The sequence below is a fragment of the Citrobacter sp. Cu231 genome (assembly GCF_030332265.1).
GTDB lineage: Bacteria > Pseudomonadota > Gammaproteobacteria > Enterobacterales > Enterobacteriaceae > Citrobacter > Citrobacter meridianamericanus.
Genome location: NZ_JAOWIE010000030.1, coordinates 1 through 20,440 on the forward strand (window position 1 = coordinate 1; position 20,440 = coordinate 20,440).

Consider the following 20,440-nt stretch of genomic DNA (forward strand, 5'->3'; position numbering starts at 1 on the left):
ATGGCTACGTAGCTCAGCTGGTTAGAGCACATCACTCATAATGATGGGGTCACAGGTTCGAATCCCGTCGTAGCCACCATCTTTTTTGCGGGAGTGGCGAAATTGGTAGACGCACCAGATTTAGGTTCTGGCGCCGCAAGGTGTGCGAGTTCAAGTCTCGCCTCCCGCACCATTCACCCGTAAGCGTTGCACGGATGGGGTATCGCCAAGCGGTAAGGCACCGGTTTTTGATACCGGCATTCCCTGGTTCGAATCCAGGTACCCCAGCCATTTTTTCTTCGATATAGCGGTTCACCGCAACGGTCATTGGGGTATCGCCAAGCGGTAAGGCACCGGTTTTTGATACCGGCATTCCCTGGTTCGAATCCAGGTACCCCAGCCATCGAAGATTAAGTAGTATATGGCTACGTAGCTCAGCTGGTTAGAGCACATCACTCATAATGATGGGGTCACAGGTTCGAATCCCGTCGTAGCCACCATATTAAAGGCCTGTCGACTCGCTCGATAAAGTCAAAAAAATGTTGGGGTATCGCCAAGCGGTAAGGCACCGGATTCTGATTCCGGCATTCCGAGGTTCGAATCCTCGTACCCCAGCCAATTTTAACAAGTCGTCCATTTTGTGGATGCGCCCGTTGGGGTATCGCCAAGCGGTAAGGCTCTGGTTTCTGATACCAGCATTCCGAGGTTCGAATCCTCGTACCCCAGCCATATAAAAAAAGCTCGCTTCGGCGAGCTTTTTGCTTTTCTGCATTCCTGGATTGATTGTCTGATGGCACTCCGCTTATCAGGCCTACAACGTTTGCTATAGGCCTGTCTGAATTATAATCCTAACGCATACTTCAGCGCCTGACGCTTCAGCACACCTGCGCGCTCTGCAGCCATTAGCCCGAGATTACGCATGATACGCAGCGGCTGCAGGTTGTTGCTAAAACCGGCGTAAAACAGATCCATGCCGCTTTGCATAATGAAATTGTCAGTCATACGACGATTCTGATAGCGTTTCAGCACCGGTTGGCTGGCCCAGGTCTCGCCGTAGCTACGCGCATTCACCAGCACGTCAATCAGCGCATCCACATCACGGAATCCCAGATTAACGCCCTGCCCTGCCAGCGGATGAATGGTATGCGCAGCGTCACCCACCAGCGCCAGGCCCGGCTGCACATATTGCAGTGCGTGGCGACGCGTAAGCGGAAATGCTCCCGCCGCCACAGGCGTCACGTTGCCCAGTCGAGACGGGAAATGTTTGGCGATCTCCGTCTGCAGCTGGGGCATGTTCAGGCCTTGCAACTGGCGGATGCGCGCCGGTGAGTCGTACCACACCAGCGAGGCCCAGTTATCGAACAGCGGTAAAAACGCGCGCGGACCGTCAGGCGTAAATTGCTGCCAGGTACTGTCTCCCGGCGAATTCTCGCATTGTACGGTTATCAACATACAGGACTGCGCATACTGCCAGGCATGAATGCCAATCCCGGCCATTTTACGCACCTGAGAATTGGCCCCATCCGCACCGATGACCAGCTTCGCGCTGATTTTTTCACCGTCTGCCAGCTCAAGTTCATGCCGATCGTGATGTTGATGCAAAGAGAGAAGCGATGCAGGCACGCGCAGCGTAACTTTGGGGTGAACTTCCAGCGCCTGCCAGAGTGCCTGTTGCAGAACCGTGTTTTCGACCATATAGCCGAGCAAAGGTAACTTAAGTTCGGCGGCATCAAACATTACATGGGCATTTTCCCATTCCCACGTTTCCAGACGACGGTAAGGATGACTGCGCATCCCCTGAATCGTATCCCAGACACCCAGCCCTTTCAGCAACGACACGGACGCGGAGCTAATGGCCGAAATTCTGACATCAGGCTGTCCGTCAGTCACAAATGGCGCAGGAGCGGCATGTTCAATAACCGTTACCGTAAATCCATGCTGCGCCAGTCCCAGCGCCAGCGCACCGCCGACCATCCCCCCGCCGACAATGGCAATTTCCGTTGGTTGATTTGTCATGGTCAATTATCCTGTTACATGTATTGCTTAAGTTTACAGGATTTTTTACCCCTTGAGGCTGACATCCGTCATACTGGTCACAACCGCGCCAAAGCAGTACACTATGCGCCCTGCATTTCAGCCACAATTTCGCAAGAGCAAGTCGATGACCAAAAAACTCCATATTAAAACCTGGGGCTGTCAGATGAACGAATACGATTCATCGAAGATGGCCGATCTGCTGGATGCCACCCATGGCTATCAACTGACCGACGTGGCCGAAGAAGCAGATGTGCTACTGCTGAATACCTGCTCTATCCGTGAGAAGGCTCAGGAAAAAGTCTTCCATCAGTTAGGTCGCTGGAAGCTGTTAAAAGAGAAGAATCCCAAGCTCATTATCGGTGTCGGTGGTTGTGTTGCGTCTCAGGAAGGCGACCATATTCGCCAGCGCGCCCACTATGTCGATATTATTTTTGGGCCGCAAACCCTGCACCGTCTGCCGGAAATGATCAACAAAGTGCGTGGAAGCACGACTCGTAGCCCAGTGGTTGATATCAGTTTCCCGGAGATCGAAAAGTTCGATCGCCTGCCGGAACCGCGTGCTGAAGGTCCAAGCGCGTTTGTGTCCATCATGGAAGGTTGTAATAAATATTGTACTTATTGCGTGGTGCCCTACACCCGCGGTGAGGAAGTCAGCCGTCCGGCGGATGATATCCTGTTTGAAATCGCCCAGCTGGCAGCGCAAGGCGTGCGTGAAGTGAACCTGCTGGGGCAAAACGTCAACGCCTGGCGCGGTGAGAACTACGACGGCACGATCGGATCTTTTGCCGATCTGCTGCGTCTGGTCGCGGCGATCGACGGCATTGACCGTATCCGCTTCACCACCAGCCATCCGATCGAATTTACCGACGATATCGTGGAAGTTTATCGCGATACGCCGGAACTGGTCAGCTTCCTGCACCTGCCGGTACAGAGCGGTTCAGATCGCGTGCTGAATCTGATGGGGCGCACCCATACCGCACTGGAATATAAAGCGATCATCCGCAAACTGCGCGCAGCACGTCCGGATATCCAGATTAGCTCCGATTTCATCGTTGGCTTCCCGGGTGAAACTACGCAGGATTTCGAGCAGACCATGAAGCTGATTGCTGACGTCAATTTTGATATGAGCTACAGCTTTATCTTCTCTGCACGTCCAGGCACACCTGCCGCCGATATGGTTGATGACGTACCAGAAGAAGAGAAAAAACAACGTTTATACATTCTGCAGGAACGTATTAACCAGCAAGCCATGGCCTGGAGCCGTCGTATGGTCGGCACGACCCAGCGCATTCTGGTTGAAGGCACATCGCGTAAGAGCATCATGGAACTGTCAGGGCGTACCGAAAATAACCGCGTGGTGAACTTTGAAGGTACTCCGGATATGGTCGGTAAGTTTGTGGATGTTGAAATTACCGATGTCTGGACGAACTCCCTGCGCGGCAAAGTGGTACGTACTGAAGACGAAATGGGCCTGCGCATCGCAGAATCCCCTGAGTCGGTTATTGCGCGTACCCGCAAAGAAAACGATCTGGGCGTCGGTATTTATCAGCCTTAATCCTGCTGAAAAACGCAAACAATGCCCGATGGCACCACGCCTATCGGGCCTAAACTTCCTGGCTCGCTGCTCCGGCGAGCCTTGTAATTTGCCCTGGCACCCCCATATTTATTGCAATGCTTGCGCCTTTCCCCCATGGCGTGAATAATTTCCTTAGGTGCCGGTAAATGTTCAACGTCCGGCAAGACATGCATAAGAGGAACAGTTTGAACATAGACACTCGCGAAATCACCCTTGAACCCGCAGACAATGCCCGCCTGTTGAGCCTTTGCGGCCCATTTGATGACAACATCAAACAGCTGGAGCGTCGCCTCGGCATCGAAATTAACCGCCGTGATAACCATTTTAAACTGACAGGTCGCCCAATTTGCGTCATCGCAGCGGCAGATATTTTACGCAGCCTGTACGTCGATACCGCCCCCATGCGCGGTCAGACGCAGGATATTGAGCCTGAACAAATTCATCTGGCAATCAAAGAAGCGCGTGTGCTTGAGCAAAGCGCAGACAGCGTGCCGGAATTTGGCAAAGCGGTGAATATCAAAACCAAGCGCGGAGTCATTAAACCGCGTACGCCGAACCAGGCGCAGTACATTGCGAATATCCTCGACCACGACATCACCTTCGGCGTTGGCCCTGCGGGTACGGGTAAAACGTATCTTGCGGTTGCTGCCGCGGTCGATGCGCTTGAGCGTCAGGAGATCCGTCGTATTCTGCTGACCCGTCCAGCAGTGGAAGCAGGTGAAAAACTCGGTTTCCTGCCTGGCGACCTGAGCCAGAAAGTCGATCCCTATTTACGACCGCTGTATGACGCGCTGTTCGAAATGCTCGGTTTTGAGAAGGTTGAAAAGCTGATTGAGCGTAACGTCATTGAAGTTGCGCCGCTGGCCTATATGCGCGGACGTACACTCAACGATGCGTTCATCATTCTTGATGAGAGCCAGAACACCACCATCGAACAGATGAAAATGTTCCTGACCCGTATCGGCTTTAACTCCAAAGCGGTTATCACCGGCGATATCACCCAAATTGACCTGCCGCGTAGCACCAAATCCGGTCTGCGTCATGCCATTGAAGTGCTGGCTGAGGTCGACGAGATTAGTTTTAATTTCTTCCATAGCGAAGACGTGGTTCGCCATCCGGTGGTGGCCCGTATCGTCACGGCGTATGAAGCCTGGGAAGAAGCAGAACAGAAACGCAAAGCCGAGCAGGCTGCAGAACGCAAGCGCGAAGCTCAGGAGCAGGAACAAAAATGAGTCAGGTTATTCTCGATTTACAGCTGGCATGTGAAGACGAATCCGGTTTACCCACAGAAAGTCAGTTTCAGGGGTGGCTCGATGCGGTGATCCCGCAGTTTCAGGAAGAGTCTGAAGTAACTATTCGTCTGGTCGATGACGCGGAAAGCCATGAGCTAAACCTGACCTATCGCGGGAAAGATAAATCAACCAACGTGCTCTCTTTCCCGTTTGAAGCTCCGCCGGGCATTGAGATGCCGCTGCTGGGCGATTTGATCATCTGCCGTCAGGTCGTCGAGAAGGAAGCGCAGGAACAAGGTAAGCCGCTTGAAGCCCACTGGGCGCACATGGTGGTGCACGGAAGCCTGCATTTACTCGGCTACGATCATATCGAAGACGGTGAAGCAGAGGAAATGGAATCCCTCGAAACTGAGATTATGCTTGCTCTGGGCTATGAGGATCCGTACATTGCCGAGAAGGAATAAGCCGTCGGGCATCAGCCCGGGCTTCCCATAAAGCCATGCGCTGAGTTTACGCGCATTGAGCGACCTATTAACTAACATGAGAACCCATACGACGCCATGAGCGACGACAATTCACACAGTAGTGACACCTTAAACAGCAAAAAGGGATTTTTTTCCCTGTTACTGAGCCAACTTTTCCACGGTGAACCCAAAAACCGCGACGAACTGTTGGAGCTGATCCGTGATTCCGGGCAAAACGACCTTATCGATGAAGATACGCGCGATATGCTCGAAGGGGTGATGGATATTGCGGACCAACGCGTGCGCGACATCATGATCCCCCGCTCTCAGATGATTACCCTGAAACGCAACCAGACCCTGGATGAATGTCTCGATGTCATTATCGAGTCTGCCCACTCGCGTTTCCCGGTGATCAGCGAAGATAAAGATCACATTGAAGGGATTCTGATGGCCAAAGATCTGCTGCCGTTTATGCGCAGCGATGCCGAAGCCTTCAGCATGGAGAAAGTGTTACGCCAGGCGGTTGTCGTACCTGAAAGCAAGCGGGTTGACCGCATGCTGAAAGAGTTTCGCTCCCAGCGTTATCATATGGCTATCGTCATCGACGAATTTGGCGGTGTCTCAGGTCTGGTGACCATTGAAGACATCCTTGAACTGATCGTCGGTGAAATTGAAGATGAGTACGACGAAGAAGACGATATTGACTTCCGTCAGCTCAGTCGCCACACCTGGACTATCCGCGCTTTGGCGTCGATTGAAGACTTCAACGACGCTTTTGGGACCCACTTTAGCGACGAAGAAGTCGATACCATTGGCGGGCTGGTTATGCAGGCCTTTGGTCATCTGCCCGCACGTGGGGAAACTATCGACATTGATGGTTACCAGTTTAAAGTGGCAATGGCCGACAGCCGTCGTATTATTCAGGTTCATGTCAGAATTCCGGACGACTCACCCCAGCCCAAACTGGACGAATAAACCCGAAACTGGATCTAAGACTACATGGCATTTGCCCCATTAATCGAACGCCAGCGCATTCGCCTGCTGCTGGCGTTATTATTCGGTGCCTGCGGGACGCTGGCTTTCTCTCCGTATGATATCTGGCCCGCCGCGATCGTTTCGCTGATGGGCCTGCAGGCTCTTACCTTCAACCGTCGCCCGCTCCAGTCTGCCGCTATCGGCTACTTCTGGGGACTAGGGCTGTTTGGCTCAGGTATTAACTGGGTTTACGTCAGCATCGCGCAGTTTGGTGGTATGCCGGGCCCGGTTAATGTTTTCCTCGTGGTTCTGCTTGCCGCATACCTTTCCCTTTATACCGGTCTGTTTGCCGGCGTTTTGGCGCGCTTGTGGCCGAAAACCACCTGGCTACGCGTGGCGATTGCCGCGCCGGTAGTCTGGCAAATCACTGAATTCCTGCGCGGCTGGGTATTGACCGGCTTCCCATGGCTGCAATTCGGCTACAGCCAGATCGACGGTCCGTTAAAAGGGCTGGCGCCGGTGATGGGCGTTGAGGCGATTAACTTCCTGCTGATGATGGTCAGCGGCCTGCTGGCGCTGGCGCTGGTGACGCGTAACTGGAAGCCGCTGATTGCCGCGCTGGTGCTCTTTGCCCTGCCCTTTCCGTTGCGCTATATCCAGTGGTACACGCTTGAGCCGGAAAAAACCACTCAGGTATCGATGGTGCAGGGTGACATTCCGCAGTCACTCAAATGGGATGAAGGTCAGTTACTCAACACCCTGAAGATTTATCTCGACGCCACCCAGCCCGAGATGGGCAAATCACAGCTCATCATCTGGCCAGAATCTGCTATTCCGGATCTGGAAATTAACCAGCAGCGCTTTCTGAGCATGATGGATGACTTGCTGAAATCGAAAAACAGCACGCTAATTACCGGGATCGTAGATGCACGTCTGAACAAGCAGAATCGTTACGATACCTACAACACTATCATCACGCTGGGTAAAGACAGTCCGTACAGCTACGATTCCAACAATCGCTACAACAAAAACCATCTGGTGCCGTTTGGCGAGTTTGTCCCGCTGGAATCGATCCTGCGTCCGTTAGCGCCGTTCTTTGACCTGCCTATGTCTTCGTTTAGCCGTGGGTCTTATGTACAACCGCAGCTGCATGCACACGGCTTTAAGCTGACGGCAGCCATCTGCTACGAAATCATTCTTGGCGAACAGGTTCGGGATAACTTCCGTCCGGATACGGACTACTTGTTAACTATCTCCAACGATGCCTGGTTTGGTAAGTCTATTGGACCGTGGCAGCACTTCCAGATGGCGCGGATGCGTTCCCTGGAGCTGGCGCGCCCTCTGCTGCGTAGCACCAATAACGGTATTACGGCGGTGATTGGTCCTCAGGGTGAGATTCAGGCGATGATCCCGCAGTTTACCCGTCAGGTTCTGACCACCAGCGTGACGCCAACGACGGGCCTGACCCCTTATGCCCGTACCGGTAACTGGCCGCTCTGGCTGCTGACCGCACTGTTTGGCTTTGGTGCGGTGGTAATGAGCCTGCGTCAACGTCGTAAGTAACCCTTCTTCCCCTGGCCGGATAACACCTCGCTTATCCGGCCCACACACATTCCCGCATCCCATTCTGGCACGCCTATTGCTTTGTTCTACAAGGCAAACGTAGTTTTGGCTGAATGTGCAACCTGGTCGCACCAAAGTTGAGCATAGGTAGCACCTGGAAAGTGCAACAGGATATTTTTGCCCCCAAATGGTGCGGCGCACCTCGCAAAAATAAACAATAAAACATCAAATTCTTTACATTCATCCAAACTAAATGTTAACAAACACATACAAGACTGCACTTTTTAGTAGCAAACAATAACAACATCACAATGGGTATCAATGCGTCCCTGGCGCAGACGATAAAGGAGTTGGATATGCAATTACGTAAGCTCGCCACTGCCATGCTGGTCATGGGAATGTCCGCCGGTCTGGCGCACGCAGAAGACGCAGCACCAGCGGCAGGCAGCACGCTGGACAAAATCGCCAAAAACGGTGTGATCGTGGTTGGTCACCGTGAATCCTCGGTGCCGTTTTCTTACTACGATAACCAGCAAAAAGTGGTCGGTTATTCACAGGATTACTCCAACGCGATCGTTGAAGCGGTGAAGAAAAAGCTGAACAAGCCCGATCTGCAGGTGAAACTGATCCCGATTACATCACAGAACCGTATCCCACTGCTGCAAAACGGTACTTTCGACTTTGAATGTGGTTCCACCACTAACAACGTTGAGCGCCAAAAACAAGCGGCTTTCTCTGACACTATTTTCGTTGTCGGTACCCGTCTGCTGGCGAAAAAAGGCGGCGACGTCAAAGATTTTGCGGACCTGAAAGGTAAGGCCGTGGTCGTGACTTCGGGTACGACCTCAGAAGTACTGCTGCACAAACTGAACGAAGAACAAAAAATGGATATGCGCATCATCAGCGCGAAAGACCACGGTGACTCTTTCCGTACTCTGGAAAGCGGTCGCGCCGTTGCCTTTATGATGGATGATGCACTGCTGGCTGGCGAACGCGCAAAGGCGAAGAAACCAGACAACTGGGAGATCGTCGGCAAACCGCAGTCTCAGGAAGCCTACGGCTGCATGCTGCGCAAAGATGATCCGCAGTTCAAAAAGCTGATGGACGACACTATCGCCAAGGCTCAGACCTCAGGCGAAGCTGAGAAATGGTTTGATAAGTGGTTTAAAAATCCAATTCCACCCAAGAACCTGAACATGAATTTCGAACTGTCAGACGAGATGAAAGCCCTGTTCAAAGAACCGAATGATAAAGCGCTTAACTAACTAAAATAAATGGGAGGCTTCCCCTCCCTCTCGATTGCTATTCGGTACGGACAGACTATAAGCCTGATGGTCGTTCCCCATCAGGCCTGAAAACCGCAAAACGCCGAATAACAATCTTCGAGGGTAGCGCTGCTACCCTTTTTTTTCTGGAGTAGATTTATGTCTATAAACTGGAACTGGGGTATTTTTTTACAACAGGCCCCGTTCGGCAACACCACCTATCTCGGCTGGCTCTGGAGTGGTTTCCAGGTCACAGTCGCGTTATCTATCACCGCCTGGATTATCGCTTTCCTCATAGGCTCTTTATTCGGCATATTACGTACCGTACCAAACCGTTTCCTTTCCGGGATCGGCACGCTGTACGTTGAGTTGTTTCGTAACGTTCCACTCATCGTCCAGTTCTTTACCTGGTATCTGGTCATTCCTGAACTGCTGCCGGAAAACATTGGCATGTGGTTCAAGTCAGAACTGGATCCCAACATTCAGTTCTTCCTCTCATCCATGCTTTGTCTTGGGCTGTTTACCGCCGCGCGCGTCTGTGAGCAAGTTCGTGCAGCGATTCAGTCCCTGCCTCGCGGGCAGAAAAACGCCGCGCTGGCGATGGGCCTAACGCTGCCGCAAGCCTATCGCTATGTCCTGCTGCCAAACGCTTACCGCGTGATTGTTCCGCCAATGACCTCAGAGATGATGAATCTGGTGAAGAACTCCGCGATCGCCTCCACTATCGGTCTGGTGGATATGGCTGCGCAGGCAGGAAAACTGCTGGATTACTCCGCTCACGCGTGGGAATCGTTTACCGCCATCACGCTGGCCTACGTATTGATTAACGCCGTCATCATGCTGGTAATGAATCTCGTCGAACGCAAAATCCGCCTGCCTGGCAATTTGGGAGGCAAATAATGTACGAATTTGACTGGAGTTCTATCGTCCCTTCCCTGCCGTATCTGCTGGACGGGCTGATCATCACGTTGAAAATCACCGTTACAGCGGTCGTCATTGGTATCGTCTGGGGGACCATCCTTGCCGTCATGCGTCTGTCCAGCTTCGCGCCAATTGCCTGGTTTGCGAAAGGCTACGTCAACGTATTTCGCTCCATTCCGCTGGTAATGGTACTGCTGTGGTTCTACCTGATTGTGCCCGGCTTCCTGCAAAACGTGTTGGGCCTGTCGCCAAAAACCGATATTCGCCTGATCTCGGCGATGGTCGCGTTTTCGATGTTTGAAGCCGCGTACTATTCCGAGATTATCCGTGCCGGTATCCAGAGTATTTCTCGTGGGCAGTCGAGTGCCGCGCTGGCGCTGGGAATGACCCACTGGCAGTCGATGAAGCTGATCATTCTGCCACAGGCATTCCGCGCAATGGTGCCGCTACTGCTTACTCAGGGCATCGTACTGTTCCAGGATACCTCGCTGGTGTATGTATTGAGTTTGGCAGACTTCTTCCGTACCGCCTCCACCATTGGCGAGCGTGACGGCACGCAGGTTGAAATGATCCTGTTTGCTGGCGCCGTTTATTTTGTATTCAGTCTGAGCGCATCGTTGTTGGTCAGCTATTTGAAGAAAAGGACAGTTTAATGATTACCCTGAAAAATGTTTCTAAATGGTATGGTCACTTTCAGGTGCTGACCGACTGCTCCACGGAAGTGAAAAAAGGTGAAGTAGTGGTGGTCTGCGGCCCGTCAGGTTCAGGTAAATCAACGCTTATCAAAACGGTGAACGGACTGGAGCCGGTACAAAAGGGCGTCATCACCGTTGACGGCACCGTGGTAAATGATAAAAAAACCGATCTGGCCAAACTGCGCTCACGCGTTGGCATGGTGTTCCAGCACTTTGAACTGTTCCCGCATCTGTCGATCATTGAGAACCTGACTCTGGCGCAGGTAAAAGTGCTTAAGCGCGATAAAAAGCCTGCTCGTGACAAAGCGCAAAAGTTACTGGAACGCGTTGGTCTGTCAGCGCACGCCGATAAGTTTCCGGCTCAGCTCTCCGGGGGCCAACAACAGCGTGTCGCCATTGCCAGGGCGCTGTGTATGGATCCTATCGCCATGCTGTTTGACGAACCGACATCAGCGCTTGATCCTGAAATGATCAACGAAGTGCTGGACGTCATGGTTGAACTGGCCAATGAAGGGATGACCATGATGGTAGTCACCCACGAAATGGGCTTTGCGCGTAAAGTGGCGAACCGAGTGATCTTCATGGATGAAGGGAAGATTGTTGAAGACTCGCCGAAAGAAGAGTTCTTCGCCAATCCGAAATCAGACCGAGCCAAAGACTTCCTCGCAAAAATCCTGCACTAATCTTGCTGGCGCGCACCGCCATGTGCGCGCCATCTCACGATTTACCTCTTCACTTCTCGAAACAGATACAGCCCAGCGTTAACCTTGTCACAGAGTCCCACTTACAAGGAGCAACAATGGCACTTCCTATCCTGTTTGATTGCGATCCAGGTCATGACGACGCTATCGCAATTGTTCTCGCCCTCGCCTCACCAGAGCTGGACGTTAAAGCGATAACCTCTTCTGCCGGGAATCAGACGCCCGACAAGACGCTGCGTAACGTATTGCGCATGCTAACGCTGCTCAATCGTAGTGATATTCCCGTCGCCGGTGGCGCTGTGAAACCGCTGATGCGCGATCTGATTATTGCCGATAACGTCCACGGCGAGAGTGGGTTAGATGGCCCGGCGCTCCCGGAACCAACCTTTGCGCCGCAGCCATGCACAGCTGTGGAACTGATGGCGAAAACACTGCGTGAAAGCCCGGAACCGGTGACCATCGTCTCCACCGGGCCGCAAACAAACGTGGCATTGCTGCTGAATAGCCATCCAGAACTGCACGCCAACATCGCCCGTATCGTGATAATGGGTGGGGCAATGGGTCTCGGAAACTGGACGCCCGCCGCCGAGTTCAATATTTTTGTGGATCCTGAAGCTGCTGAAATTGTATTCCAGTCAGGCATTCCGGTGGTGATGGCTGGTCTGGACGTGACACATAAAGCGCAAATTCATCGCGAAGATACCGAGCGGTTCCGCGCTATCGGCAATCCTGTTTCAACGATCGTTGCTGAACTACTCGACTTCTTCTTCGAATACCACAAAGACGAAAAATGGGGATTCATTGGCGCGCCGCTGCACGACCCCTGCACCGTTGCCTGGCTGCTGAAACCTGAGCTGTTTACTACCGTTGAGCGTTGGGTTGGTGTGGAAACCCAGGGCAAATACACGCAGGGCATGACCGTGGTGGATTACTACTTCCTGAGTGGCAATAAGCCAAACGCCACCGTGATGGTGGACGTGGATCGCGAAGGGTTTGTCGATCTGCTAGCGGAGCGTTTAAGGTACTACGCATAAAAACTGCAGGCCTGATGGTGGCGCATGTTATCAGGCCTGCAATTGACGATTAGCACGCCTAATTATCACGGCTCAAACGGTCGCCGCTGGAACTGATCGTGACCGCATTTCGGACACAGCGGCAGCACATCCGGCGTGTAAACCGCTAAATGGAAATGGCACTTCTCGCAGACCAGATTTCCCAGTCCCACTACCTCGCCACTGTGATAAACCCCATGATGGCTAAGATCCTGAAATACCTCACGCCATTCAAGCTGCGTTTTGTCGGTGATATCGGCCAGCTCTTGCCAGATACTCTCCTTGATAACCCGCATAAAGACGCTGTCGGTCTCCTCATCAAGGCTCTCTTCATAGCTCAGAGCAAACTCTTCCAGGTCGCGTCTGACGGCCCGGGTGAGTTCTTCCACCTCGGTTCGCGTTAACTCCCCGGTCTGCATAACCCTCTGCCGCGCCTGCTCCACCAATGCATCAATATCGCGTTCGCCGTTGCGCAGACGTTCGCTCAGTGAAGCCACCAGTTCACGGTAATATTGAGCAACCTTGTTCATCGCTTCGCCTCCTGGGTCGTTAACTGTCTATAATAATAGACGTTATTTACACAACGCTTTGCAAGGCTGCCCACAGAGTGTGTAAATTTGTGCAAGAATTATCCTTGCAGGAATTCAACGCTGAATGCGCGAAAGGCTGTTTTGACGCGGGCGTTTGGGCTATGCTATGCGGATCTGAAACACCACATCTAGAGCTACGTTTGTAGCTGTATTGAAAACAGGACCACTGGCTGCCATGCAAGAGCAATACCGCCCGGAAGAGATAGAATCCAAAGTACAGCTTCACTGGGATGAGAAGCGCACATTTGAAGTTACCGAAGACGAGAGCAAAGAGAAGTATTACTGCCTGTCTATGCTTCCCTATCCTTCTGGTCGACTACACATGGGCCACGTACGTAACTACACCATCGGTGATGTGATCGCCCGCTATCAGCGTATGCTGGGTAAAAACGTCCTACAGCCCATTGGCTGGGATGCCTTCGGCCTGCCTGCGGAAGGCGCGGCGGTTAAAAATAACACCGCCCCAGCACCGTGGACGTACGACAACATCGCTTATATGAAAAACCAGCTCAAAATGCTGGGTTTTGGTTACGACTGGAGCCGTGAGCTGGCAACCTGTACCCCGGAATACTACCGCTGGGAACAGAAATTCTTCACCGAGCTGTACAAAAAAGGCCTGGTGTACAAGAAAACGTCTGCGGTCAACTGGTGCCCGAACGACCAGACCGTACTGGCGAACGAACAGGTTATTGACGGCTGCTGCTGGCGTTGCGATACCAAAGTAGAGCGTAAAGAGATCCCGCAGTGGTTTATCAAAATCACCGCTTACGCTGACGAACTGCTGCGTGACCTGGATAACCTGGATCACTGGCCTGACACCGTGAAAACGATGCAGCGCAACTGGATTGGCCGTTCTGAAGGCGTGGAAATCACCTTTGATGTGAACGGTTACGACAACACGCTGACCGTTTACACTACCCGCCCGGACACCTTTATGGGGGCGACCTACCTGGCCGTTGCCGCAGGTCATCCGCTGGCGCAGAAAGCCGCTGCAAATAACCCTGAACTGGCTGCCTTCATTGACGAATGCCGTAATACCAAGGTTGCTGAAGCCGAAATGGCGACCATGGAGAAAAAAGGCGTCGACACTGGCTTTAAAGCCGTTCATCCGTTGACTGGCGAAGAAATCCCGGTTTGGGCGGCAAACTTCGTCCTGATGGAATACGGCACAGGCGCCGTCATGGCCGTTCCGGGTCACGATCAGCGCGACTACGAATTTGCCACCAAATACGGCCTGACCATCAAGCCGGTAATTCTGACTTCTGAAGGCGCAGAGCCGGATCTGTCTGAACAGGCGCTGACCGACAAAGGCGTGCTGTTTAACTCCGGTGAGTTTGACGGCCTCGACTTCGACGCTGCCTTCAACGCCATTGCTGACAAACTGGTCGATAAAGGCGTGGGTAAACGTAAAGTTAACTACCGCCTGCGTGACTGGGGGGTTTCCCGTCAGCGTTACTGGGGTGCGCCAATCCCGATGGTGACGCTGGAAGATGGCACCGTGCTGCCGACGCCAGAAGATCAACTGCCGGTTATTCTGCCGGAAGACGTGGTCATGGACGGTATTACCAGCCCGATCAAAGCCGACCCGGAGTGGGCAAAAACCACCGTTAATGGTATGCCTGCGCTACGTGAAACCGACACCTTCGATACCTTTATGGAGTCATCATGGTACTACGCGCGCTACACCTGTCCGCAGTATCAGGAAGGCATGTTGGATTCCAAAGCCGCCAACTACTGGCTGCCGGTTGATATCTACATTGGCGGTATTGAACACGCCATCATGCACCTGCTCTACTTCCGCTTCTTCCATAAACTGATGCGCGATGCGGGCATGGTCAACTCTGACGAACCGGCTAAACAACTGCTGTGTCAGGGGATGGTGCTGGCCGATGCGTTCTACTACGTGGGCGCAAACGGTGAACGCAACTGGGTTTCTCCGGTTGATGCCATCGTTGAACGCGACGAAAAAGGTCGTATCGTTAAGGCTAAGGACGCAGAAGGCCATGAACTGGTGTATACCGGCATGAGCAAAATGTCCAAGTCGAAAAACAACGGTATCGACCCGCAGGTTATGGTTGAACGCTATGGTGCCGACACCGTACGTCTGTTCATGATGTTCGCCTCTCCGGCTGACATGACCCTGGAATGGCAGGAATCCGGCGTTGAAGGGGCGAACCGCTTCCTGAAGCGTGTCTGGAAACTGGTTTACGAACACACTTCACAGGGTGATGCACCGGCGCTTAACGTTGCAGCACTGACAGAAGATCAAAAAGCGCTGCGTCGCGACGTGCACAAAACCATTGCTAAAGTTACCGATGATATCGGTCGTCGTCAGACCTTTAACACCGCAATTGCGGCGATTATGGAGCTGATGAACAAGCTGGCGAAAGCACCGCAGGAAGACGAGCAGGACAGAGCTCTGATGCAGGAAGCATTGCTTGCCGTTGTACGCATGCTCAACCCGTTCACTCCACACGTTTGCTTCACCCTGTGGCAAGCGCTGAAAGGTGAAGGCGATATCGACAACGCGCCGTGGCCGGTAGCTGACGACGCCGCAATGGTTGAAGACTCAACGCTGGTTGTGGTTCAGGTAAACGGCAAAGTACGTGGCAAAATCACCGTTCCGGTAAACGCCACTGAAGAGCAGGTTCGTGAACGTGCGGGCCAGGAGCCTCTGGTGGCAAAATATCTTGATGGCGTTACCGTACGTAAAGTGATTTATGTACCGGGTAAACTCCTCAATCTGGTCGTTGGCTAAGCGCGGGAGGAAGCGTGCGATTTCTGACAACATTGTTGTTATCTCTGGCGGTGCTGGTCACCGCCGGGTGTGGCTGGCATCTGCGTAGCACTACGCAGGTTCCACCCTCAATGAAAACCATGATCCTGAACTCTGGCGATCCGAACGGCCCGTTAAGCCGTGCAGTCCGTAACCAGCTGCGTCTGAACGGTGTGACGCTGCTTGAAGACGGTACAATGCGTAAAGACGTAACATCCTTACGTCTTGGCGCGGTCAGCATTTCACAGGATACGGCGTCGGTATTCCAGAACGGTCAAACGGCTGAATACCAGATGGTGTTGTCCGTAAGTGCTACTGTGCTGATTCCAGGTCATGATATATACCCAATCAGCGCCAAAGTTTATCGTTCGTTCTTTGACAACCCGCAGGCTGCACTGGCGAAAGATAACGAGCAGGACATGATCATCAAAGAGATGTATGACAAAGCGGCTGAACAGTTGATTCGTAAGCTGCCAAGCGTACATCTGGCCGATACTCAGTCATCCAATGCTGATGCTGAACCGGCGGTAAATAAAGCCGCGACGCCGGCGTCATCTCCGGCGCGTGTTTCCACCACGCTGGGTAACTGATGCTCAAGTTGTACCCTGAACAACTCCGCGCACAGCTCAATGAAGGGCTGCGCGCGGCGTATTTACTCTTAGGTAACGATCCCCTTTTATTGCAGGAAAGTCAGGACGCCATCCGTCAGGCTGCCGCAACGCAAGGATTCGAAGAACATCACGCTTTCACTCTGGACAACAGCACCGACTGGGGAGAGATTTTTTCGCTCTGCCAGGCGATGAGCCTGTTTGCCAGCCGCCAAACGCTACTTCTGCAACTGCCTGAAAATGGGCCTAACGCTGCCATTAACGAACAACTCGCTTCGCTCGTCACGCTGTTACATGACGATCTGCTGCTGATTGTTCGCGGCAACAAACTCACCAAAGCGCAGGAGAACGCCGCGTGGTGTATCGGACTGGCGAATAACGCGGTTCAGGTAAGCTGTCAGACGCCAGAGCAGGCGCAGCTCCCACGTTGGGTCGCCGCGAGGGCAAAACTTAACAACCTGCAACTGGATGACGCAGCCAATCAGCTATTGTGCTATTGCTATGAAGGCAACCTGTTAGCACTGGCGCAAGCGCTGGAACGGTTAGCATTGCTTTGGCCTGACGGCAAACTAACGCTACCTCGCGTGGAGAAAGCCGTTAACGATGCCGCGCACTTTACCCCGTTCCACTGGGTGGATGCGCTGCTGATGGGCAAAAGCAAACGCGCGCTGCACATTCTGCAACAGCTACGTCTGGAAGGCAGTGAGCCGGTTATTTTGCTGCGTACGATACAGCGTGAATTGCTGTTGCTGGTCAACCTAAAACGGCAGTCGGCGAATACCCCCTTGCGCACGTTGTTTGATAAACACCGGGTGTGGCAAAATCGCCGGGGCATGATGGGTGATGCACTAAACCGGCTGAACCCGGCACAGCTACGTCAGGCAGTAACGCTGTTAACGCGTACAGAAATTACGCTTAAACAAGACTATGGTCAGTCAGTGTGGGCTGAACTTGAGGGACTTTCCCTTTTGCTCTGCCATAAATCACTGGCCGATGTTTTTATTGATGGTTGATATGAAATCATTGCAGGCTCTGTTCGGCGGCACCTTTGATCCGGTGCATTATGGTCATCTTAAACCGGTTGAAATTCTGGCGAATCTGATTGGCCTTTCCCGGGTCATCATCATGCCCAATAACGTCCCACCACATCGCGCACAGCCTGAAGCATCCAGTGAGCAACGTAAGCGCATGGTTGAACTGGCCATTGCTGATAAACCGCTGTTTTCCCTGGATGAACGAGAACTTAAACGCGATACCGCCTCCTACACCGCGCAAACGCTAAAAGAGTGGCGCGAAGAGCAAGGCCCGAACGTGCCGTTAGCGTTTATCATTGGTCAGGATTCGCTGCTGACCTTCCCTTCCTGGCACGACTACCACACGATTCTGGGCAATACCCATCTCATCGTGTGCCGACGTCCGGGTTATCCGCTCGAAATGGTGCAGGAAAAGCACCAGCAATGGCTGGAGGATCATCTGACTCATTCGCCGGATGACCTGCACAACCTGCCTTGCGGGAAAATTTACCTGGCCGAAACGCCGTGGTTCAACATCTCCGCCACGCTCATTCGCGAGCGTCTGGAAAAAGGCGAGCCGTGCGACGACCTGATGCCAGGCGCAGTGCTTGACTATATCAATCAGCAGGGGTTGTACCGCTAAGCGTGTTGTTTAATGCCGCCAGCAGGCGGTCATTTTCTTCCTGACTGCGAACAGCAACCCGATAATAACGCGCGTCCAACCCAGGGTAATTGGCACAACTGCGAATCAAGACATGCTGTTCCAGCAACGTCCGTTGCAAATCAATATCCGCGCGATCGCAGCGTAATAAACGATAATTTGCCTGGCCGGGATACACCGTCAGGCCAGGCAGGTTTTGTAGCTGTTGCTCAAACCGCGCTCCCTCTTGTTCCAGCCATTTCCACGTCGCCTGCTGATAAGCGCTGTCGCATAAAATAATCTCGCCGGCCAGAGCAGCAAACGCATTAATTGACCATGGCATTTGTCGGCTGCGCATTTGTGCAACGGCCTGCTCGTTACTGTTGACCAGATATCCCAGACGCAGCCCCGGTATCGCATAAAACTTGGTGAGAGAGCGTAGCACCCAAATATGCGGGTTCTCATGCAGCAGCGGAATAAACCCCGGTTCCCCGGCTATAAAATCGATGAACGCTTCATCCAGGATAAGATTGATCCCAAGCCATTTACAACGTGCGGCAATCTCACGTAGCAGGCGGTTATCCGGTAGTAACCCGGTGGGGTTGTTGGGCGTGCAGAGAAACAGGCAGTCCAGCTCTGAGGTTAACGCATCGATGATCGCATCGGTAAGCTGCCAGCCATCGTCTTCGCGCAGCGCAAATTCATGGATCGTACAGTCTCCCCATTGCAGCGCCCGACGATATTCCGCAAACCCGGGGGTCACGATCATCGCATGACGTGGCTTCAGGCCATCTACCAGGGTAAAAATAGACTCGGTCTCACCGTTTCCCGCAAGGATCCACGAGGCCGGAATCTGATGATGCTCCGCCAGCGCTGCATGCAGCTGCGCGTAATCGACATCCGGGTAACGCTCCGCGCAGTCCATATTGTCGATAATTGCGCGTTTTAAACCTGCTGGCATACCCAGTGGATTAATATTCGCGCTAAAATCCAGCAATTGCTCAGGCGAGATGCCCAACAGTTCGGCGGCTTCTCGGGTATTACCGCCATGCGCGCTCTTGAATAAAGACATCGTGCCGCTCCACATAAAAAAGGGTATTTTAGTGAAAAATCTCTGTGCAATCAGGGCAAACATCATATTTTGCGCGAATAGCCTTACGAGGGAAACATGAGACTCTGGTTAGTGCGTCATGGCGAAACAGAAGCCAATGTCGCGGGTTTATATAGCGGACACGCCCCCACACCGCTAACAGAAAGGGGAATAGCTCAGGCGCAAACGCTGAGTACACTATTACGCAATGTCCCTGTCGATAACGTTCTGTGCAGCGAGCTGGAGCGCGCCCGCCATACAACGCAGTTGATCTTAGGCGATCGCGAGATTCCCGTGCGTAATATGCCTGAGCTCAATGAGATGTTTTTTGGCGACTGGGAAATGCGCCACCATCGCGATCTGGCGCACGAAGATGCCGAAAATTACGCCGTGTGGTGTAACGACTGGCAGAATGCGACGCCCACCAATGGCGAAGGTTTTCAGGTGTTTTCCCAGCGAGTGGAACGCTTTATTACCCAACTTACTGAATATAAAGCGAGCCAAAACCTGCTGGTAGTCAGTCATCAGGGCGTGTTGAGTGTGTTGATAGCCCGCCTGCTTTCCATGCCAGCCGCAGCAATGTGGCATTTCCGCGTCGAACAAGGCTGCTGGAGCGCCATTGATTTTTGTGACGATTTTGCGGTTCTGAAAGTACTCAATAGCCGGGCCGTATGGCGTGAAGGCGAGTGAAAGCGCTGTTTTTTCTGTTGAAGGGCCTCTCTCCCATTGACACCCCATGACAGGCTGTTATTCTCCGCAACCTGACTTTCCCTGCCCTTCAGAGCTTTGCAAAAATTGTTTTACAAAAATGGCGATGCATTCTGTGGCGTGGGGTGGGATGATAGCGCACTTCACAAGCGCTTTCGGAGACATTTGTCCCGATATCGCCTCTGGTTCAGGTATACTAACAGACGTTTTTAACTCTTTTTCACCCAGGGGGAACACTTGCAGGGTAAAGCACTCCAGGATTTTGTAATCGACAAAATTGATGACCTGAAGGGTCAAGACATCATCGCCTTAGACGTTCAGGGCAAATCCAGCATTACTGATTGCATGATTATCTGCACCGGTACTTCCAGCCGTCACGTTATGTCTATTGCAGACCACGTTGTTCAGGAGTCCCGCTCTGCTGGCCTGATGCCGCTCGGCGTAGAAGGCGAGAATGTCGCTGACTGGATCGTCGTTGACCTCGGCGATGTGATTGTCCACGTAATGCAGGAAGAGAGTCGTCGCCTGTATGAACTGGAAAAACTCTGGAGTTAA

Annotated in this window: 19 protein-coding genes and 7 tRNA genes; 23 read left to right on the plus strand and 3 right to left on the minus strand. The window is 52.8% G+C overall.

From position 1 onward, the window contains the following. Positions 1 to 2 precede the first annotated feature (2 nt). From OGY15_RS05990 to OGY15_RS06020, 7 genes are all read left to right on the plus strand, one after another. A tRNA-Met gene (locus tag OGY15_RS05990) sits at positions 3 to 79 on the plus strand. An 8-nt stretch (positions 80 to 87) separates the two neighbouring features. Beyond that, positions 88 to 172 (plus strand) — tRNA-Leu (locus OGY15_RS05995). A gap of 23 nt (positions 173 to 195) precedes the next feature. Then, positions 196 to 270: transfer RNA gene (locus tag OGY15_RS06000), tRNA-Gln, on the plus strand. A 37-nt stretch (positions 271 to 307) separates the two neighbouring features. Next, a tRNA-Gln gene (locus OGY15_RS06005) sits at positions 308 to 382 on the plus strand. A gap of 20 nt (positions 383 to 402) precedes the next feature. After that, positions 403 to 479 (plus strand) — tRNA-Met (locus OGY15_RS06010). Between the two features lie 43 nt (positions 480 to 522). Further along, positions 523 to 597, plus strand: a tRNA-Gln gene (locus OGY15_RS06015). Positions 598 to 633: 36 nt separating this feature from the next. Then, positions 634 to 708: transfer RNA gene (locus tag OGY15_RS06020), tRNA-Gln, on the plus strand. 111 nt (positions 709 to 819) lie between these two features. Here the strand turns inward: OGY15_RS06020 and ubiF are convergent. Continuing rightward, the gene (ubiF, locus tag OGY15_RS06025) at positions 820 to 1,995 is read right to left on the minus strand and encodes a 3-demethoxyubiquinol 3-hydroxylase (RefSeq protein ID WP_252837998.1); all 1,176 of its coding nucleotides are present in this window, start codon (positions 1,993 to 1,995) and stop codon (positions 820 to 822) included. Between the two features lie 145 nt (positions 1,996 to 2,140). On the opposite strand from ubiF, the gene miaB reads away from it, so the two are divergent. The 10 genes from miaB (at position 2,141) to rihA (ending at position 12,442) form a co-directional block, all read left to right on the plus strand. Continuing rightward, complete coding sequence (gene miaB / locus OGY15_RS06030; RefSeq protein WP_003022779.1) at positions 2,141 to 3,571, plus strand: tRNA (N6-isopentenyl adenosine(37)-C2)-methylthiotransferase MiaB; 1,431 nt, start codon at positions 2,141 to 2,143, stop codon at positions 3,569 to 3,571. A 206-nt stretch (positions 3,572 to 3,777) separates the two neighbouring features. Continuing rightward, complete coding sequence (locus OGY15_RS06035; RefSeq protein ID WP_286538788.1) at positions 3,778 to 4,824, plus strand: PhoH family protein; 1,047 nt, start codon at positions 3,778 to 3,780, stop codon at positions 4,822 to 4,824. After that, complete coding sequence (gene ybeY, locus OGY15_RS06040; protein ID WP_151218763.1) at positions 4,821 to 5,288, plus strand: rRNA maturation RNase YbeY; 468 nt, start codon at positions 4,821 to 4,823, stop codon at positions 5,286 to 5,288. The genes OGY15_RS06035 and ybeY overlap by 4 nt, the downstream gene beginning before the upstream one ends. A 96-nt stretch (positions 5,289 to 5,384) precedes the next feature. After that, on the plus strand, positions 5,385 to 6,263 hold the full coding sequence (gene corC, locus OGY15_RS06045; protein ID WP_048212288.1) for a CNNM family magnesium/cobalt transport protein CorC: 879 nt from the start codon (positions 5,385 to 5,387) through the stop codon (positions 6,261 to 6,263). Between the two features lie 24 nt (positions 6,264 to 6,287). Further along, positions 6,288 to 7,826 (plus strand): apolipoprotein N-acyltransferase, encoded by a 1,539-nt coding sequence (gene lnt, locus OGY15_RS06050; protein WP_151218762.1) that lies wholly within the window; start codon positions 6,288 to 6,290, stop codon positions 7,824 to 7,826. Between the two features lie 356 nt (positions 7,827 to 8,182). Beyond that, complete coding sequence (gene gltI, locus OGY15_RS06055) at positions 8,183 to 9,091, plus strand: glutamate/aspartate ABC transporter substrate-binding protein GltI (protein WP_016152242.1); 909 nt, start codon at positions 8,183 to 8,185, stop codon at positions 9,089 to 9,091. Positions 9,092 to 9,250: 159 nt separating this feature from the next. Then, positions 9,251 to 9,991, plus strand: coding sequence for a glutamate/aspartate ABC transporter permease GltJ (gene gltJ, locus OGY15_RS06060; protein ID WP_187252813.1), 741 nt, complete (start codon positions 9,251 to 9,253; stop codon positions 9,989 to 9,991). Then, positions 9,991 to 10,665, plus strand: a complete 675-nt coding sequence (gene gltK / locus OGY15_RS06065) for a glutamate/aspartate ABC transporter permease GltK (protein WP_003022757.1) — start codon at positions 9,991 to 9,993, stop codon at positions 10,663 to 10,665. Before gltJ ends, gltK begins: the two co-directional genes overlap by 1 nt. Beyond that, complete coding sequence (gene gltL, locus OGY15_RS06070; RefSeq protein WP_151218761.1) at positions 10,665 to 11,390, plus strand: glutamate/aspartate ABC transporter ATP-binding protein GltL; 726 nt, start codon at positions 10,665 to 10,667, stop codon at positions 11,388 to 11,390. The genes gltK and gltL overlap by 1 nt, the downstream gene beginning before the upstream one ends. A gap of 116 nt (positions 11,391 to 11,506) precedes the next feature. After that, positions 11,507 to 12,442: a pyrimidine-specific ribonucleoside hydrolase RihA gene (gene rihA, locus OGY15_RS06075; RefSeq protein WP_187252814.1), complete on the plus strand. Its 936-nt coding sequence runs from the start codon at positions 11,507 to 11,509 to the stop codon at positions 12,440 to 12,442. A 65-nt stretch (positions 12,443 to 12,507) separates the two neighbouring features. On the opposite strand, the gene OGY15_RS06080 is transcribed toward rihA, so the two are convergent. After that, positions 12,508 to 12,990 (minus strand): zinc ribbon-containing protein, encoded by a 483-nt coding sequence (locus OGY15_RS06080; RefSeq protein WP_003022748.1) that lies wholly within the window; start codon positions 12,988 to 12,990, stop codon positions 12,508 to 12,510. Positions 12,991 to 13,225: 235 nt separating this feature from the next. Here OGY15_RS06080 and leuS point away from each other — a divergent pair, with 235 nt between their 5' ends. The 4 genes from leuS to nadD are packed head-to-tail and all read left to right on the plus strand — an operon-like array spanning position 13,226 to position 18,090. Then, the gene (gene leuS / locus OGY15_RS06085; RefSeq protein ID WP_252837996.1) at positions 13,226 to 15,808 is read left to right on the plus strand and encodes a leucine--tRNA ligase; all 2,583 of its coding nucleotides are present in this window, start codon (positions 13,226 to 13,228) and stop codon (positions 15,806 to 15,808) included. 14 nt (positions 15,809 to 15,822) lie between these two features. After that, entirely contained in the window at positions 15,823 to 16,416 is a 594-nt protein-coding gene (lptE, locus tag OGY15_RS06090) for an LPS assembly lipoprotein LptE (protein WP_151218759.1), read from the plus strand. Continuing rightward, positions 16,416 to 17,447 carry a DNA polymerase III subunit delta gene (holA, locus tag OGY15_RS06095; protein WP_286538791.1) on the plus strand — a complete coding sequence of 344 codons (1,032 nt, stop codon included), beginning with the start codon at positions 16,416 to 16,418 and terminating at the stop codon, positions 17,445 to 17,447. The genes lptE and holA overlap by 1 nt, the downstream gene beginning before the upstream one ends. A gap of 1 nt (position 17,448) precedes the next feature. Further along, complete coding sequence (gene nadD / locus OGY15_RS06100; protein WP_151218757.1) at positions 17,449 to 18,090, plus strand: nicotinate-nucleotide adenylyltransferase; 642 nt, start codon at positions 17,449 to 17,451, stop codon at positions 18,088 to 18,090. Here nadD and cobD read toward each other — a convergent pair. After that, positions 18,065 to 19,159, minus strand: coding sequence for a threonine-phosphate decarboxylase CobD (cobD, locus tag OGY15_RS06105; protein WP_286538793.1), 1,095 nt, complete (start codon positions 19,157 to 19,159; stop codon positions 18,065 to 18,067). The genes nadD and cobD overlap by 26 nt on opposite strands. Positions 19,160 to 19,255: 96 nt before the next feature. On the opposite strand from cobD, the gene OGY15_RS06110 reads away from it, so the two are divergent. Beyond that, positions 19,256 to 19,867 carry an adenosylcobalamin/alpha-ribazole phosphatase gene (locus OGY15_RS06110; RefSeq protein ID WP_151218755.1) on the plus strand — a complete coding sequence of 204 codons (612 nt, stop codon included), beginning with the start codon at positions 19,256 to 19,258 and terminating at the stop codon, positions 19,865 to 19,867. Between the two features lie 255 nt (positions 19,868 to 20,122). Then, on the plus strand, positions 20,123 to 20,440 hold the full coding sequence (gene rsfS / locus OGY15_RS06115) for a ribosome silencing factor (RefSeq protein ID WP_151224921.1): 318 nt from the start codon (positions 20,123 to 20,125) through the stop codon (positions 20,438 to 20,440).

Excerpts from the sequence above, each read along its gene's own strand:
- ubiF (WP_252837998.1), bottom strand. The coding sequence starts at position 1,995 with ATGACAAATCAACCAACGGAAATTGCCATTGTCGGCGGGGGGATGGTC.
- miaB (WP_003022779.1), top strand. The coding sequence starts at position 2,141 with ATGACCAAAAAACTCCATATTAAAACCTGGGGCTGTCAGATGAACGAA.
- ybeY (WP_151218763.1), top strand. The coding sequence starts at position 4,821 with ATGAGTCAGGTTATTCTCGATTTACAGCTGGCATGTGAAGACGAATCC.
- corC (WP_048212288.1), top strand. The coding sequence starts at position 5,385 with ATGAGCGACGACAATTCACACAGTAGTGACACCTTAAACAGCAAAAAG.
- lnt (WP_151218762.1), top strand. The coding sequence starts at position 6,288 with ATGGCATTTGCCCCATTAATCGAACGCCAGCGCATTCGCCTGCTGCTG.
- gltI (WP_016152242.1), top strand. The coding sequence starts at position 8,183 with ATGCAATTACGTAAGCTCGCCACTGCCATGCTGGTCATGGGAATGTCC.
- gltJ (WP_187252813.1), top strand. The coding sequence starts at position 9,251 with ATGTCTATAAACTGGAACTGGGGTATTTTTTTACAACAGGCCCCGTTC.
- gltK (WP_003022757.1), top strand. The coding sequence starts at position 9,991 with ATGTACGAATTTGACTGGAGTTCTATCGTCCCTTCCCTGCCGTATCTG.
- gltL (WP_151218761.1), top strand. The coding sequence starts at position 10,665 with ATGATTACCCTGAAAAATGTTTCTAAATGGTATGGTCACTTTCAGGTG.
- rihA (WP_187252814.1), top strand. The coding sequence starts at position 11,507 with ATGGCACTTCCTATCCTGTTTGATTGCGATCCAGGTCATGACGACGCT.
- OGY15_RS06080 (WP_003022748.1), bottom strand. The coding sequence starts at position 12,990 with ATGAACAAGGTTGCTCAATATTACCGTGAACTGGTGGCTTCACTGAGC.
- leuS (WP_252837996.1), top strand. The coding sequence starts at position 13,226 with ATGCAAGAGCAATACCGCCCGGAAGAGATAGAATCCAAAGTACAGCTT.
- holA (WP_286538791.1), top strand. The coding sequence starts at position 16,416 with ATGCTCAAGTTGTACCCTGAACAACTCCGCGCACAGCTCAATGAAGGG.
- nadD (WP_151218757.1), top strand. The coding sequence starts at position 17,449 with ATGAAATCATTGCAGGCTCTGTTCGGCGGCACCTTTGATCCGGTGCAT.
- cobD (WP_286538793.1), bottom strand. The coding sequence starts at position 19,159 with ATGTCTTTATTCAAGAGCGCGCATGGCGGTAATACCCGAGAAGCCGCC.
- OGY15_RS06110 (WP_151218755.1), top strand. The coding sequence starts at position 19,256 with ATGAGACTCTGGTTAGTGCGTCATGGCGAAACAGAAGCCAATGTCGCG.